The 17,023-nt window shown below is 51.8% G+C and carries 7 protein-coding genes; 5 read left to right on the top strand and 2 right to left on the bottom strand.

Features of this window, described 5'->3' with window-relative positions:
• Positions 1–15 precede the first annotated feature (15 nt).
• A complete protein-coding gene (locus CFLAV_RS27005; protein ID WP_007418071.1) occupies positions 16–4,341 on the top strand; it encodes a CsgG/HfaB family protein in 4,326 nt (1,441 codons plus the stop codon).
• A 78-nt stretch (positions 4,342–4,419) separates the two neighbouring features.
• The gene (locus tag CFLAV_RS27000; protein ID WP_007418070.1) at positions 4,420–8,715 is read left to right on the top strand and encodes a CsgG/HfaB family protein; all 4,296 of its coding nucleotides are present in this window, start codon (positions 4,420–4,422) and stop codon (positions 8,713–8,715) included.
• Between the two features lie 167 nt (positions 8,716–8,882).
• Here CFLAV_RS27000 and CFLAV_RS26995 read toward each other — a convergent pair whose 3' ends face one another.
• On the bottom strand, positions 8,883–10,514 hold the full coding sequence (locus CFLAV_RS26995; protein WP_007418069.1) for a fucose isomerase: 1,632 nt from the start codon (positions 10,512–10,514) through the stop codon (positions 8,883–8,885).
• 313 nt (positions 10,515–10,827) lie between these two features.
• Entirely contained in the window at positions 10,828–12,582 is a 1,755-nt protein-coding gene (locus CFLAV_RS26990) for a hypothetical protein (RefSeq protein WP_007418068.1), read from the bottom strand.
• A gap of 155 nt (positions 12,583–12,737) precedes the next feature.
• Here CFLAV_RS26990 and CFLAV_RS26985 point away from each other — a divergent pair, with 155 nt between their 5' ends.
• The 3 genes from CFLAV_RS26985 to CFLAV_RS26975 all read left to right on the top strand — a co-directional run bounded on the left by CFLAV_RS26985 (position 12,738) and on the right by CFLAV_RS26975 (position 16,985).
• Positions 12,738–13,817: an NHL domain-containing protein gene (locus CFLAV_RS26985; protein ID WP_007418067.1), complete on the top strand. Its 1,080-nt coding sequence runs from the start codon at positions 12,738–12,740 to the stop codon at positions 13,815–13,817.
• Between the two features lie 664 nt (positions 13,818–14,481).
• Positions 14,482–14,640 (top strand): hypothetical protein, encoded by a 159-nt coding sequence (locus CFLAV_RS35795; RefSeq protein ID WP_160164671.1) that lies wholly within the window; start codon positions 14,482–14,484, stop codon positions 14,638–14,640.
• Positions 14,641–14,879: 239 nt separating this feature from the next.
• Positions 14,880–16,985, top strand: a complete 2,106-nt coding sequence (locus CFLAV_RS26975) for a M13 family metallopeptidase (protein WP_007418064.1) — start codon at positions 14,880–14,882, stop codon at positions 16,983–16,985.
• Positions 16,986–17,023: the final 38 nt, after the last annotated feature.

Below are 17,023 nucleotides of genomic sequence, written 5' to 3'. Positions count from 1 at the left end.
ACTGATTATTCCTGAATGCCAAATCTGATGTTTTTAAAGCGCCATTTTCTCAAGTATGTGTTCTGCCCTCTGCTTTTGTTGGCGGGCAGTCTGTGCGCAGGCGCAGAGACGCCCCAACCTCACCTCGCGATACTGTCAGACCAGACATTCGGTCCAGCTGGCGATTTGCTTTCGGTGGAACTTTCGCATCAAACGAACATTGTGCTCCTGGAACGAAGTGAAATTGACAGGATTCTAAAGGAGCAGAACCTGGCGCTAAGCGAAACGAGCCTCAAGGATAATATTAAAGTGGGGCAAATTCTTGGCGCGGATGGATTGCTGACCTTGGGGTTGGTTCAAAGTGGTACAAACAGTCATTTGGCTGCCACGCTGATTGCGGTGAAACAAGGGGTGATTCTGGATGTGATGGAATCGCCCTGGCCAATAAAGGAGATCGGTGAGTGGCCCAGGCTGGTCAGGGCGCATTTTCAGGAATATCTCCCGAAACTGGGCGTACTGCCCAAGGATGCGTTGCCAATCTCAGTCCTAAATCTGCGGTCAGCGGCGAACTCGCAGGAAACCAAAAAACTGGAGCGTGAATTGACAGAACTGCTCTTAAACCGGCTCACACATGAGCGGGAATTATTTGTGCTTGAGCGTCGCAAATTGGACAAGCTCACCACAGAAAAGGAATTCAATAAGACTGAAGAATCGCCATTCTGGAATGGGAGTTATTTGCTGGAGGGAATCATTGATAAAAATGGTTATTCGAAGGAGGAAGCCACGATCAGCGCACGGTTGGTGCCTCCTGGTGGCGAAACGCCGGTGGAGATTGAAATCTTCGGGAAACGAAACCAGCCGGAGCAGATGATTGAGCAGTTGGCAAGGCGGATCATGGCATCGTTGAAGAAGAAAAGCTCAGCGCCGGAGTGGAAACCGGCAGCCGAGGCGATGCAATACTATGAGGAAGCGAAGTGGGCATTGAAATGGAACGTGAACCAGGAGGCACAAGCTGCGGCGGAATCGGCCTGGGCACTGGGCAAACGGGATATGGATTGCGCGCTGGTAAGGATAAATTCCTATCTGGCGGAGATTGTGCCTGATCCGGGTTACCAACGTGGGACGCTGAGTGGGTTTAAGGATGAACAAAGGATTATTTGGACTCTGGAACAAATTAAGACCAATGACAATGCCGCAGGATTGTTTTGGGAGCACCCAGTCGATAATGGTGATATCATTCGGTATCTCACCATCGCAAATTCACCTCAAGAAGGACAACTTGATGCTTCGATCCACATACTAAGTCTATATTACGAATTCGCTCAGACCACCTCACCGCAGGAACCCAGGATGGATTCAGCGTGGTATCGCTTGGGTGTCAATTCGCTGATCCGTGCATCACAGGTTTTACAGCACTATTATTTAATGCGCGAATCGCAAAAAGGGGTTAAAAATAAGCTCGCGGAACTTCGCAGGCTGGCGCGTGCTGTTTCGGAATACATTCTGAAATCACCTTCCGTGCGAGATGCATATTGGGTTGGAGAACGAGTTGCTACGCACGACGAACTGGCTCGCTTTTCGGCAGGTCAGAATATATTTCAATGCAAGCTGCTATGGGGCTCCGTATGGCAGGAAGCGCCAGAAGATTCAATTGCGCTCTACCGCGATTTGATGAGGAGCGATGTGTTTTGTTACATCCACAAAGATTTCTGGTTCCGGGGAATTGAATTCCCACGGTTGGCAGCGTGGAGACCAGAGGACAAGCAGAAGGTTCCACTGGTTTGGAATCAGTTCGTTCAAGGGATGGAGGCTTCGACTAATTTGATGCTGAGACTGGAGGCCAAAAGCCTTGAGCTGGCACGAACCGCTGATCCTCAGGAATCGGAGGTTGCCTTCACCAACCTATTCAAGCTGCTTTTCGATAATCGTGAAGCCATCGTCACTAATAATGTCGAAGTGTTATATCAAAACTGGGGACTGGGAGATCTGGTGGGCACCTGGCACCTGGGCTTAAAACCGGGCTTAGCTAAATTGGGCAAATTATATAATTCGGAATATGCGCCCAAACTTGCGGCCATGGATCAGGAATATTGGACGAGGAGTAGTGAGAGAAAGATACAACGCGAAAACCAGGTATTATTTGAACAACAGAAAGAAATCCTGAAGGGCACATCATACGAATTTTTTACCTTCGAGCATGCTTTCCAGTTCTTTCAGTACACACCCGCCCAAGCCTTGGAACTGAAACCATTATTAGCGAATTATAAGACAAATCTTTCAACGCAGACATCGAACCTGCCAGAAAGACAAAAGGCCCAATTAAGCAGTGCGATATTTCGAGTTGAAATAATTGAGAAGAGGGTGAATGAAATCCTGCGCACTTCCCAAAATCCAACTGCCAGGAAAGAGCCTGTCAATCAAACAAACGCCTTCCGTCTCAATTCCAAGGAAGCGCACGGGCCCGATTCCTCAGCCAAACCCTTGCTTGTGGAAAAATACTTTGAAATCCCTGAGAGGGATTTTCCGGCGGAAAAGATTGCTCACTTAAGAACACTTTCCCATGTTGTTCGCGAAGGAAAGTTGTTCGTCGATTTGCGCTATGATGAGAGACAACCGAATGCAGGGCCCTTGTTCCGCGCCGCCGTAGGCATTTGGAATCCACAAAACGAGGGGTGGCGGATAATTCCTTACCCTGCAAACGGTAATGCTGGTATTAATCAGCTTTCCGTTCCAATTGGCTTCATGGGCCAGGAGGAGCTGACCTCACAATTTGAGTTTTTCAACGGAGCGCTGTACATCAGCGATTGGGAGGGTATAAAGCGTTATGATTCGAGGACAATGGAGTGGGAGGATTTACACCTGCCCGAAGCAAGGCTTTGTCAGCTTTTTGCCATGGGCGGCCGCCTATATGCATCGAGTGACGATAGCATTTTTGAAATACTGGATCAAGGGCACAGCACACGACTGCTGGCCAGCATACGCAGAAGACCGGAGATAACATTATTGGATTCGCTGGAAAGCCTGGATAAGCCGGTTTTATTTCCGGGACCCGGCAAAACCGTTCGCACGTCCGTTAATGGCAGTATTTACAGCTGGGATGGACAGGCCTGGAACCGGAGTTTGAGCCTGAAGTTGAACAAAGGTCCGGAAGATTTCGCGGATGGGACGCTGCTGCGTTTTGTTCCTTTGAGTGGTGCGGCACAGATCTGGTTCCTGCCGCATGCTGAAACGAATGCAGTCTTTTGCTGGCAGGAGCGGGTAGGAAATCCATATTTGAGGCCAGCCACGACTGGGGAACCTCAAACCAATGTCGCTTCGGCACCGAAGCCGTTCTGGAAGCCAAAACCGGGCGTGCAAATAGCACAAGGCGCGTGCGTCGCCATAAACACCAATTTATATTTTTTCCAGGAGGATTGCGGCGTTACAAACCTCTCGGGACATATGACGGCGGTAGAAAGGAACGGCCATCATGGTTTCCTGTTTTGCCTGAATCCCGAAGTGCAGGACCCTTTGTCGATTCCCTTAAAGTTTGATACTGAGCACGGAGCGGTTCCGAGTTCCACTTTATTTAGAAGAGCGCCGCGGATGGGCCTTACCTTTCCCTGGATGGCTACGATTGCCGGCAAACTGGTAATTGGACATGGGAGTCTTCCTGGCATCTGGGTAATCCCTCAAACGCAAATCGATGCAGCCATTGCTCGCGACATGCAAGATAACCAGTCACGCCGTCGAGAGGCTGAGAAGAAGCCGGAGGATCTGCGGAAAGAGCTGATGGCTCGATACGATCATAATCATGACGGCACTCTTGATGCGGAAGAAAGTGAAGCGGCCGTATTGGATCCGGCCTGGTTGGAACTCAATTGGCCTTTAATCGATACCAACGGCAACGGGTTACTGGATGCGGAAGATAATCTGAATCTCTTTGATGCCAATGGTAATGACCAGGCGGAAGAGGCCGAGCTTTCCGCCATTGATAAAATTCAATCCGTTGTTGCAGCCAAACTCCTCGAACGTTGGGATCAGAACCGCGATGGGGTGTTGGATGAACAGGAACTGCGGGCGCTTGAGAGCGAAGACAGACGCACCCGCCCCAAAGCCCAATTTCATGTGAGTGTGTCTTTCTGTTTAGGTTTCGATGCTGATCGCGACCGATCGTTGGACCAAAAGGAACTTCAAGAAATGCTGGCTGTTTACACTCACAACAGCATTCTGACTGCGCGCCCCAGCTGGCCGGACATGCGCCCGCGCGTGCCGTTGTTTGCCTTCCAATGGAACGATCCCGGAACCCGGCAACTATACCAGAAAGTGGTGGAGCATCTTTGGCGGCAACAAAGAACTGCAGGTGTCGAAAAGATCAAATAGAGACCCAAACTAAGTCACAATTCATTTTCAAAATGCGAGAACATGTAAAAACGGTGGGTGGTTGCAGTGCCAATACTTATGAAGCGCAGGCTCGTTAATTATTTATTTTGCTGCCTTCTCTTGATTGGGTTTGGCCTGTCTGTTCGTGCGAATGAAAACCAGCCTCGCCTGGCCATACTTTCCGGTTCAGAATTCAGCCAGGCGGGCGACCTGCTTGCGGTGGAGCTTTCCGGGCAGACCAACGTTGTTCTCCTGGAACGAAATGAAATCGACAAAATTCTAAAGGAACAAAAGCTGGCGCAAAGCGGGATCAGCATCAAGGAAAGCATCGACGTGGGACACATTCTGGGGGCGGATGGGTTACTGACCTTGGGGTTGGTTCAAAGCGGCACAAACAGCCATTTGGCTGCCACGCTGATTGCGGTGAAACAAGGGGTGATTCTGGATGTGATGGAGTCCCCGTGGCCAATGAAGGATTCGGGTGAATGGGCAAAACTGGTCAGGGCACACTTCCAGCCGTTTCTGCCCAAACTGGGTGTGCTGACAAAGGATGCATTGCCGATCTCGGTTCTCAATCTCCGCTCTGCCGCCAGTTCGCCGGAGTCCAAACAATTCGAGCACCAATTAACCGAACTGCTCCTCAACCGCCTCACTCATGAGAAAGAATTGTTCGTCCTTGAACGTCGCAAACTGGACAAGCTGACCACGGAAAAGGAGTTTTCGAAAACGGAAGACTCCCCCTTCTGGAACGGGAGTTATTTGTTGGAAGGGATTGTGGATAAAAACGGTTATTCAAAGGAGGAAGCCACGATCAGCGCACGGTTGGTGCCTCCCGGCGGTGGAACGCCGGTGGAGATTGAGATCTCCGGGAAACGGAACCAGCCCGAGCAAATGATTGAGCAGTTGGCAAGGCAGATCATGGCATCCCTAAAGAAACAAAGCTCAGCGCCGGAATGGAAGCCGGCGGCGGAGGCGATACAATTCTATGAGGAAGCTAAATGGGCGTTGAAATGGCAAGTAAACAAGGAGGCACAGGCTGCGGCGGAAGCAGCTTGGGCTCTGGGCAAACGGGACTTGGACTGTGCCATGGTGCGAATTCAAGCACATTTGACAGACGCGCTTCCGGATCCGCATTTCGTGGAGAGTTCGCTTTCTGAAACCACCGCCACGGATGAGGAGGCTCGATCGACACTGGATGATGATAAGAGGACATATCATCCTGCTGCGATGATCTGGGAACGTGGTGGATTGGATGGCAAGTTCGTTCGCATACTGATGGTGTTGAATCAACCCGATCAGGAAAAGCTTGCCGGGGCCATTCACGTATTAGGCCTCTATCGCGAATTCAGCCAGAGCCTGCCAGCGGAAGAACCAAAAATGGACTCGGACTGGTATCGTTTGGGAGTCAGCACCCTGACGGGAGCATCGAAAGTGTTGCAGCATTTCTATCTCGTGCCAGAGGCACAGAAGGGGGTGGAAGATAAGCTCGCGGAACTGCGCCGCCTGGCGCGGGAGGTTTCAGATTACATTTTAAAATCGCCTTCAGTGCGGGACGCGTATTGGGTGGGAAACCAGTTCGCCACGCATGACACACTAGGCCGATTTTCGGAGGCGCCGAATATTTTTCAATGCAAGCTGCATTGGGGTCCCTTCTGGCAGGAAAAACCAGAAGATACCATAGCACTCTACCGCGGTTTAATGAGCAGCGAAGTGTTTTGCTACATCCACAAGGATCTTTGGTTCCGGGAGCTTGCAAGTCCACTGCTCCCCGCTTGGAATCAGCAAGACAAGGAAAGGGGACGACTGCTCTGGAGTCAGTTCAGGCAGGAGCTGGATAGTTCGACAAATTTGTTCCTCAAACTGGAGGCCAGTAGTCTGCAAGTGGCACAGGCAGCCAACGAGAAGGAACTGGCGAATTCATTTAACAGCCTGATCTCCCTCTTGTTTGACAATCACGATGCGATTGTCACAAACAATGTTGAATTGCTCTATCTTAACTGGAGACTCGGTGATCTGGTTGGTCGCAATGGCTTGGATCATTCAAGTGCAGTGAAGGAAAAATTAGAGCAGCAGCTTTATCATGAGTATTGGGCGAAGCTCGAGGCAATGGACAGCGAGTATTGGAACAATCTGCGTTTGCGCAAACAGCAACAGGAAAACGACGTTTTGTTCGAGAAGCAGAAGGAAATTCTGAAAGGCAACTCATATGAATTCTTCGCATTCAACCGCGCATTCAGTTTCTATCAATACTCACCCGCGCAAGCAGCGGAGCTGGAGCCGTTATGCGCCAGTTACAAATCAAATCTCCTGGCTCGAGCATCAAGCTTGACCGGTGTGGAAATGAGCAAATTACAAGGTGGCATTTCCCAAGTCACGATCGTTGAGGGCAGATTGGCGAGGATTCTTCATCCATCTTCTCAAACGGTGAAAAGCGCAAATACCAATGTGATCGTTGTCAGGCCCGTTGAGTTGAAAGCGCCGGAAATGTCTGCGCAGGCATTGTTGGTGGATAAGTTCTTTGCCATACCTGAAAAGCTGCTTCCTGGTGAAACCCCTTCCAACATCAAAGTTTTTTCCCATCGTGTGCGGGAAGGCAAATTATTACTTGATCTGCGCTATGATGAGACCGCGCATAATTCCTCGCCCATTTCCGATCGAGCTGCCATTGCCATTTTGGATCCAAAAAATGGAGCCTGGCAAATAATTCCGTATCCGCCCAGCGATGATCCATACGCAAGACCCACGGGGTTCAATGGCGCGAAGGACGAGAGCTTTTACTTTGAACTGTTCAAGTCGGCTGTGTACCTCAGCGCGGTGGGCGTAATGCGGTATGACCTGGAATCCAGGCATTGGGAGAAAGTCGAGATACCTGAGCCCAAGCTCTGTCAGCTGTATGCCATTGGGGATCATTTGTACGCAGCAAATGACGAGAGTATTTTCGAAATCCTGGATCGAGGGCATGGCACACGAATGCTGGCCAGCAACCGGCGACGTCCGGCGGTAACGGCGCTGGACTCCCTGAGTAGCCTCAATTCTCCCCTGCTCTTTCCAGGACCTGACCAGACCGTCCGGACCTGTATTGGGAACAAGCTCTATACCTGGAATGGAAAGGACTGGGAAGAAAGCATGAATCTAGCAGTGACCAGGCGTCCGGAAGTATTTGAGGAGGGCACCTTGTTACGCTCCAATCCCGTGAGAGGCGAGGCTCAGGTTTGGTTTCTGGCGCATACCGGAACCAATGCCAATCTTTATTGGGAAGAGCAAGTCTTTGAGCTTTACGGTGGCGGCATTCCAAGTACCGGGATGTTTAACAATAAACTGGCTACGAACAATTCGAAGCCCAAGCCCATTTGGAAACCAAACTCTCCCATGCAGACGGCAGGCGCGCCAGGTATTGCAACGCTAACAAACGTGCATTTTTTCCAGGAGGATTGTGCAGTTACCAATACGGCCAAGGAATGGTCGGCTGCTGAAAAGAACGGGCATCATGCGTTTCTCGTTTGCCTGGAAAGCGGGATGCCAAAGCCACTGTTCGTTCCTTTGAAATTCGATGTGGCTCGCGGTCCCGTTCCGAGCGCGAGTTTAGGCTCACAAAAGGGATTCTGGGGTCTTGGTTCTCCTTGGTTGGCTCATGCTGCGGATGGCCTGATGATCGGTTATCCTGGCACGCCCGGCGTTTGGCTCATTCCTGATGCACAACTTCAAGCGGCCATCAATCATGAAAGGGAACTTACGTTGCAGCAGGAGGCAGAGGAGGTTGCCAGAATAAAGCGTCTGCAACAGGAGTTGCTGTCTCAGTATGACCTGAACCACGACGGAAACTTGAATCCGGAAGAGAAGGAAGCGGCAGTGAAGGATCTACGCTGGCTGGAAGTGAACTGGCCTGCAATCGACACGAATAAAAATGGTTTCCTGGATGAGGAAGACAACCTCGCCCTATTCGATGCGAATGAAAATGGCCAAGTGGATGACTCGGAGTTGCAGGCAATGGACAAAGTTCAAACGCTGGTTGCAGCAGAACTGCTACGCCGATGGGATCAGGATCGCGATGGCGCGCTGAGCGAACAGGAATTGAGGACAGTCGTGATGGAGGAGAATCAACTGCACGCAACAGCCCGGACCTATTTTAATATGATGGCCTGGCTCAACTACGATAAAGACCATGACAGGAGATTGAACCAGCAAGAACTTGAAAGCTTGCTCATCTCCCTGACAAGACGCGCGATTGTGAATGCGCAGCCTCGTCCACGCGGATTTATGCCCACGCCCTTATACAATTGGAGTGACCCGGCCACTCTGGAAAAGTATAAAGGAATAATTGAGTATCTCTGGCAAAAGCAACGCGGCCAGACAGAGAAGATCGCGAAGCCATGAGCAAGGTTTGCCGCACCAGGTAAACAGAGATTTTAAAAGCAACTTCTATCCCTGCTCTCTTCAGAAATAAAACCTGACTTGCCTGGCTTGTCGTCCACTGCCCTGCCCTGTTATTGGGAGGTGCCGTTGAACTCAAATAATTTCCAAGGATTTCTGTCGGGAAATTGTCATGCCAAATTTACATTGCCGCAGAAATGGATTTGGAGACCTATTTCGGCGAGCATGGCGGCTTTGATGCGGCAGGCGCGATGGGCTTGCTTCTCGCTGGGAGCGTAGACGACCTGGATGTGATTTGATTTGTGACGGGCCATCATCTGGTCGCGGGTGATGCCATCGAACACGGCGTGCATGATGGGCCATTGCGGGGTGGTTTCGCGCCAGCGGCGGGCGGTTTCCTCCTCGGGCAGTTCGACAACGCTGGCGACGCCGAGGTCGCAATGGAGTTTGCCATCCATGACGAAGATGCGGCTCCAGACGATTTTGCCTGGTTTGCTGACACCTTTGAGACTGCCACCACCCAGGCGGAAGTACATGGGCGGCTGGCGTTCGCTGGAACTTCCTTTCCATCCGCCAACAAAATGCGCGGGCGGCGCCGCACCGGAAATTAAGAGCACCCAAACATAGTCGTTGATACCTTCACCAGTGAAGTGCTGGCCCCAGCGCAAATCGTGCAACGTGTTTTCAGGCGGAAGACCGAGTTCGCGCCAGAGTCGGTAGGTGACGAGGCCATCGAGACCGGCGCATTCATCGACTTCGTTGAAGTGGGGCAAGGCTTCGCGGGCGAAGAGGAGTCGGCCGGTGCGAGGACATTTTACCGGGGGACGTTCCACACTGTTGAGCGTGCCTTCCACGAGGTCGCTGGCGGGGGTAAGGTCTTTGAGACCTTGCTGATATTGTATGCCGATGGTGGAGCAGCCGAACTCATCGGCGAGGCGAACGGCGGCAATATACATTTTGCACTGTTGGAGGGTTTGCGATTCGGTGAGTTCAGTGGCCTCATCCCTGCCCCAGTGGAATTTCACTCCCTTCTTCAAATACCAGCGCACCACTTCGCGGGCTTCTGCGTCCGCGACTTGTTGCATGGCAGCATACAGGGAGGATTGGCTGAGTCGTTCCTTGAAGAGACCGGTGGGATGCAGCAGTTCGTCGGGGACGATTGCATTGAACATGCCCATGCAGCCTTCATCGAACACGCCCATGATGGCTTTTTGCGCCTTGAATTCGCGGCCCATACGGCGTCCGAGGCGTTCATCAGCAGCGGGAAGTTTGACGTGTTCCAAGTCGCGCACATGGCTTTGGTCGTGGGTAATGCTGCCTGTCTTGAGCCATTCGCGAAGGCCGTTCTTGAAATAATCGTCGGTAAAATCCTCGCTCCACAAACTGCTGTAGCGAATGCCGGCTTTGGTCATGGACCCGTTGAGATTGAGCAGGCCGACCAGACCGGGCCAGGTGCCGCTCCAATTGGCAACCGTGAGGATGGGTCCTTGATGAGTCAGGAGACCGTGCAGCAAATGATGGCTGTACTGCCAGACGCTCTCGGCAACGATTAAGGGAGCATTTGGGTCCAGCTTGCGAAATACTTCCATTCCCATTTTTTGAGAGTCGATAAAGCCGTGCTTTTTTGCACGGTCATACGGGTGGGCACGCATGACCGTCCAGCCTTCGGCTTTCAATGCACGGGTAAGGCTGGCTTCCATGTTAGCCTGCGCAGACCAGCATTGCTGATTGGCAGTGAGGCGAAGGTCGCCACTAGCCATGAGGTAAGCGTGCCTCGGGCTCAACCGTCTGATCGATTTCATAATCAAAGTTTAAAAGTATTTTTATGTGCCAATGCCTGGCTGTCCCACGAGCTTTTGAGCTGCTTATTTAGCAGTGGAGTCTGGTGGAGTCACTGCAGAATTGCAGAAATCCATTAAGTTTTTTTATCACGCCGGGTTGATGAGCCGTGTGACCAAGCCAAACCAGAATGCAATTTCACCACGGATTGACACGGACCAACACGGATTAAGAAGAGGTGAAACACACTTGAACCGGAATTGGAGAGAAGTCTTGCGGTGATGGCTGGGAAAAGCAGTGACAGGGTGCAAACCGACCTGATGTTTGGCTGCGTGGCTAATGAAACGATGCCTTCTCTGCTCCAGTCATGGTAGAGTTTGGGAACGGCGAATGCGGCGGTGGATTGGCGGACGGCTCTTCGGGAGCTTCAGGAATTTGCAAGGGCAGCCAAAGGGAGGTTTCGGCACCCGAGGTCAAACGCTGGCCAGCGAGGTAGCGAAAATGTTCCTGCAACTTCAAGCGGGCCCGGACGAAGCTGACCACTGGCCAGGCAAGGAACAAGGCGGCGCCGATGAAATACAGGACGAGCAGCAGCATGGGGCCGACGATGACATAAAAAGTTGTTTTAAAGGTGGCCTGGCTTTCATTTTTGGAGCAGAGCCCGAACCAAATCCCAGCCCAGGTGACCCCTTGAAAATCGAGCAGGAAGAAGAGAATGAACGCTGCCTCCACGAACAACACAGTGTCGCCAAAGCGATGCCCGAGCTCCCCGGTGGCCGCCTGGCCAAAAGCCTGGTAAAGCGCGGCATAGACACCGGTCACTTCAAAAGCGAGAAGCACCAGGATTGGTTTAAGAAAAGTCCGCTTGAGAGCAAGAACCTGACCTTGAAGGATGTCCTGCACTTTTATGGGGGTGGTTAAGAGGATTTCCAAAGTACTGTTGCGACGAGCCTCGGCATGGCAACGACAGGCTTGTGAAGCGACGAGCACTTTTACGGCGGCGTTGATGAGGATGAGCAAACCCACGAATCCAAACCCTGCCATGAACGACATGAATGTTTGGATCGGTGTGATTCGGACAGTATAGGTATTGCTTTGAGCCGTCGTCATGAGCTGAGGCTTTGTAAGGAGACTATAAAACAACGGGAAGGCGAAGATTAAGGCGATAATCAATCCTGCAAAAAAGACCAGTAACCAGACCAGGCGCGGCGTGCTGATATTGTGACTTGCAAGCCATGAGATGGGATTGTGGTCGAGCAGGAGGGCACGAATTTTTGCCCGTTGCTCAGAGTATTTGGGATTCGAGACCGAGGCGGACGAGGTTGCTTTAGGCGAAGTAGAAGCCGAGCCGAAGAGCTCACCCTCGCGAAAAAGTTTAATCGTCCTCGAGGCATCGGCGAGAAAGCACGCGATAAAGGCCTGGGTCAGCAACAAGGATTCCCAATAATAAAACGGATGGGCCGCGTAGCTGAAAATGGGGGCGGCAAAAAAAGCATATGCCGGGCTGAGCGGAGCGAAGTGACTGGCTTTGAACGGGACGGGTGCCAGCAAAAACAACATTACCAAAAAGAAGGTGCCACCCATGGCTGAACTGACAGAGTGGCTGCGGGAAGAAACCCAAACACCAACAGCCAGCGAAAAGAAAAGAACATTCACCAGGGCAAATCCCATGCGCCAGATTTCGCCCATCGTCATACCGCCGAGCAGAAGTGACCAGGAGAGAATCGGCAGAATGGCGAGGAGGCTGTAAATTGAGGCCAGGAGAGCGGCAGCCAGTTTTCCAAGCACGACATCATAGCCATTGAGGTCGGTAAGAAAGAGCAATCCGAGAGTGCCTTCGCGTTTCTCTCCACTCAATGAATCCGCGGTACTCCAAATACCTGAGAGCGCGCAGAGCACCAGCGCCAGGCAGGAGACTATAATATAGAGCGCTCTTCCCAATGAGACAGACGTGGTGACAAAGGGAAGCAACAAAATTTCAGCCAATACAATCACCGCGAGAAATGCCGCTACCAAAGCACGTTTGCGATAAGTGCCAGGTCGCCGTGCAACCACGCGCAATTCACGTTCCACTATGGGTAGAAAGGTCATTTAATCCTTGAGTATCCCTTCCAAGACTTCCGACAGATTAACATGGAGGATGGCCTTGGGGTAGAAAAATCGGGAGAACATTTGAAAAAGTCTCAGGATTATAGTTGGTCGCTTATTGAAGTAACCGTGGACGGCATAGTAACGTCCTTTTCAGCATGCCTGCCAAATTGAAAAAAATAGCCTTGCTCCTTTCGTTGTCCACCACCCTGCTCTGCGCATCAGAAAAGGCCGGAAGCATCAGTAATTTTGCAGGGAATGGGAAAAAGGGATTTTCGGGCGATGGCGCGGCAGCCAAGGGTGCGGAGTTGAATGGCCCGACTGGAATTGTGCGCGGCAGTGATGGTTCGCTCTATATTTGCGACACGGAGAATCATCGCATCCGCAAGGTGACAGCGGATGGCAACATCAGCACCGTGGCGGGAACGGGCGAACACGGTTGGAGTGGTGATGGAGGGCCAGCCACAGCGGCGAAGCTGAACGAGCCTTACGAAGTGCGGCTGGACCAGGCTGAAAATCTATTTTGGGTGGAGCGACTGAGCCACACGGTGAGGAAGTGCGATGCGAAGACAGGGATCGTGACGACAATCGCCGGAAATGGGACGGCGGGATTTTCCGGCGATGGCGGACCAGCGACTAAAGCACAGATGAACGAGCCGCATAGCATCGGGTTCGACAAGGCTGGGAATTTATATATTTGCGACGTGAGGAATCATCGCATCCGCAAAGTAGATATGAAGAGCGGGATGATCTCGACCTTTTGCGGAACGGGTGAAAGGAAACCGACGCCGGATGGGACGGCGATTGGAAATGCTCCGTTGAATGGACCGAGAGCCTTGGATTTTGGGCCGGATGGAAATCTTTGGGTGGCTTTGAGGGAAGGCAACGCGGTTTATAAAATCGATATGGAGAAAGGGAGGATTTTTCACGTCGCGGGAACTGGAAAAAATGGATTTACGGGTAATGGCGGCCCGGCGAAGGCGGCCACTTTCAAAGGGCCGAAGGGATTGAGCGTGGCGTCGAATGGGAATGTCTTTGTGGCGGATACTGAGAATCATGCAATACGGATGATTGAGGCAAAGAGCGGAAAGATTTTCCTGGTGACGGGCACGGGACTGCGGGGTGATGGGCCGGAGGGTGAGTTAGGGAAATGCCAACTGGCGAGGCCACACGGAGTTTTTGCGGACAAGGATGGGCGTATTTTATTGGTGATACCGAGAACAATCGGGTGCGGGTGATTCGGGCTGGAAGGTAAGGGCACGTAAGAATTGGGTTTGGGAAAACGTGCAAGTCGGTGGAATTGGATGGCGGACACTTGAGCGGATGGGCGCGCCGAAGTGGTTTGCATTTCCGCGTCTGAGGTCCTTCCAGACGGGACGTTTCGACGCGGGCACCAGGCGCGGTCCGAAGGCAGGGCATTTTCCGTTCCTGGCATTCCAAATGGGCTTGGGGATCGGTTCGAGGGATGGACGGGTGGCGAAATAGTGTTGACCAGCATTAGAACCAGTTGAAGTGGAAGCGGCGGCCAATGCGGAACAAGGCAGTCTTATACCTTCATGTGTATGGTTTTTTCTGTTGACGCATTTTCGACTTTTACCATACATTCGAGGTGCATGTTCAAAGGACTTTTAGCTACTGAGATTGGGCAGGTTTTGCTCCAAGAGCTTCCAATAAGCATTTTTGAGCCGACAAAAAATTCATTGGCTGTCATCAGCGGTCTGTTGAAGGGGCGGTTTCAGCCAATACGTGTGCATGAGTTCGGAAGGTATCGGAAGGTATCGGAAGGTATCGGAAGGTATCGGAAGGTATCGGAAGGTATCGGAAGGTATCGGAAGGTATCGGAAGGTATCGGAAGGTATCGGAAGGTTAAAAAAATATTTTGCATGCCGAATTGTCAGCGTAATGAAAACGAAAGTAGCAGCTTATCGGGTTGGCATTTGTTCCGCTGTGCGTTGGACGACGCGTGTGACCGGTGTTGGGAGTCAGCCCATCACCGTTTGGAGGGAACCGATGATGGGGAAGTCGCGCTATCTCGGCTTAACTCGCACTAACTCGGGTTAAAAAATATGAAAAAGGGCTTTCAGTTTCGAACATTCGGCTTTTGGAAGAAGCAGAAAAGAGTCCGTTTGGAGTTCCGTTCTAGGATTCATACGTGTATAGGGGTTCGGTCGGTAACGGTCGGTAATAGACGCCAATGGTCGGTAACGGTCGGTTAAAAAAAAATTTCTGGCGGATACCGATCGACGCGGAAGGCTTGAGCCGGATGAGAAAAAGAGTTGGATTTGCGTTTTTGCGACAATATGAGACCGTTGCAGTTCAGTTCGGATTCCAATAAGACGGAACATTACAAATTTAACATGATCAAGTTTTATTCATTGATGCAATGCGTGGCAATGGCCGCTGTCGCTTTGACCGTCAACACCGTGGTGAAGGCGGCTGATTTGAAGCCGAAAGTGCCCCGGTTCTCACCTGGATACATGGATCGCTCGGTCGATCCCGGGACAAATTTTTATCAGTATGCCTGTGGAACCTGGTTGAAGGAAAATCCCGTGCCGGCTGATAAATCGCGCTGGGGTGGCTTCATTGAGTTGCAGGAGAGGAATTGGGCGTTGCTCCACGAAATACTGGATTCAACCGCCAAGGCGAGCAACCAAAACAATTCTCCGGCGCAGAAGGTGGGTGATTTCTACAAATCGGCGATGGATACCAATCAACTGGAGGAACTGGGCTTCAGGCCATTGGAGCCTGATCTGAAGAAGATTGCAGAGTTGAAATCAAAAGCAGAGTTGTCGCCATTGCTCGCTGACTTTCATCAGCGGGGGGTGGAGGCGTTCTTCGGAGATTCGGTATCGCCGGACGCGAAGCAGAGTTCCATTTACGCATTTCATTTGCATCAAGGCGGGCTCGGTTTGCCGGACCGGGATTATTACCTGTCGGAAGGTTTTGCCAAACAGCGTGAAGCGTATGTCGAGCATATGACAAAGATGTTCGGGCTGGTTGGGGAAAAACCGGAGGAAGCAAAGGGACACGCGAAGACGGTGCTGGAACTGGAAACGGCGATGGCAAAGGCGAGCAAATCACGGGTGGATTTGCGTGATCCAATTGCCAACTATCACAAGGTGACGGTTTCCGATCTGGCAAAGGATTATCCAGACATGGAATTCAAAACCTTTCTGAAAGATTCCGGTCAGGAGAAGATGACCGACCTGATTGTGGGACAACCGGAGTTCTTTGCGGCATTAGACAAGCTGGTAACGGAGCGTTCGCTGGATGAATGGAAGGTTTATCTGCGATGGCATTTGATTCGCACGGCGGCACCGTTGTTGCACCATGCGGCGGAAGATGAGTCCTTCGCCTTCTACGGCACCGTATTGCGGGGACAACCGACCCAGGAACCACGCTGGCAACGTGCTGGAAGAGTCATCGATGGTGAAATCGGGGAAGCACTGGGACAGTTGTTTGTGGAAAAGCATTTTCCGTCGACTGCCCGCGCGCGCATGGCGGAGTTGGTGGAAAATTTGAAAGAGGTTTTTCGCGATGATTTGAAGACGGTGGATTGGATGACCGAGGCCACGCGGGCGAAGGCACTGGCGAAATTCGACCTGTTCACGCAGAAGATTGGACATCCTGACAAGTTCCGTGATTACTCCTCAGTGGAGATTCGACCGGATGATTTTTACGGCAACGTTCAGCGAGCCACGATATTTGAATCCAAGCGACAACTTGTGCGCGTGGGCAAGCCGGTTGACAAAACGGAGTGGCATATGACGCCGCCGACGGTCAATGCGTATTTCAATCCGTCGCAGAATGAGATTGTTTTTCCAGCGGGAATTTTGCAGCCGCCATTCTTTGACGTGGAGATGGATGATGCGGTGAACTATGGCGCAATCGGTGTGGTGATCGGCCATGAGATTACGCATGGTTACGATGATCAGGGACGGAAATACGATGGGCAGGGTAATTTGAACGATTGGTGGACGGAGGCGGACGCGAAGGCATTTGAGGCGCGCGCGCAGAAGGTTGTGGATCAATACAATGCTTACGAGGTGTTACCGGGCTTGCATGTCAATGGCAGGTTGACACTGGGCGAAAATATTGCCGATTTGGGCGGGACGAGAATTGCCTACAAGGCGCTGCAGAAGGCTTTGGCAAAAGACCCTTCGAAGCGGAAGACGATCGATGGCTTCACGCCGGAACAACGGTTCTTTTTGTCGCTGTCACAGATTTGGCGCATCAATTGCCGCGAAGCTGAAATGCGCCGGCTCATTACGGTGGATCCGCATAGCCCGGGGCAGTTTCGGGGAATCGGGCCGCATGTGAATGTGCAGGAGTTCTATGATGCATTTGGCATCAAAGAAGACGCGCCGATGTGGCGTCCGTTGGCACTGCGGGCAGTCATCTGGTAGTTAGCTTCTGAAGTTCGCAATTCATCCACTCCGGCAAA

The sequence above is a fragment of the Pedosphaera parvula Ellin514 genome (assembly GCF_000172555.1).
Taxonomy (GTDB): domain Bacteria; phylum Verrucomicrobiota; class Verrucomicrobiia; order Limisphaerales; family Pedosphaeraceae; genus Pedosphaera.
This window is presented reverse-complemented; position numbering and strand designations above follow the sequence as displayed.

Excerpts from the sequence above, each read along its gene's own strand:
- CFLAV_RS27000 (WP_007418070.1), top strand. The coding sequence starts at position 4,420 with ATGAAGCGCAGGCTCGTTAATTATTTATTTTGCTGCCTTCTCTTGATT.
- CFLAV_RS27005 (WP_007418071.1), top strand. The coding sequence starts at position 16 with ATGCCAAATCTGATGTTTTTAAAGCGCCATTTTCTCAAGTATGTGTTC.
- CFLAV_RS26985 (WP_007418067.1), top strand. The coding sequence starts at position 12,738 with ATGCCTGCCAAATTGAAAAAAATAGCCTTGCTCCTTTCGTTGTCCACC.
- CFLAV_RS35795 (WP_160164671.1), top strand. The coding sequence starts at position 14,482 with ATGAAAACGAAAGTAGCAGCTTATCGGGTTGGCATTTGTTCCGCTGTG.
- CFLAV_RS26975 (WP_007418064.1), top strand. The coding sequence starts at position 14,880 with ATGAGACCGTTGCAGTTCAGTTCGGATTCCAATAAGACGGAACATTAC.
- CFLAV_RS26990 (WP_007418068.1), bottom strand. The coding sequence starts at position 12,582 with ATGACCTTTCTACCCATAGTGGAACGTGAATTGCGCGTGGTTGCACGG.
- CFLAV_RS26995 (WP_007418069.1), bottom strand. The coding sequence starts at position 10,514 with ATGAAATCGATCAGACGGTTGAGCCCGAGGCACGCTTACCTCATGGCT.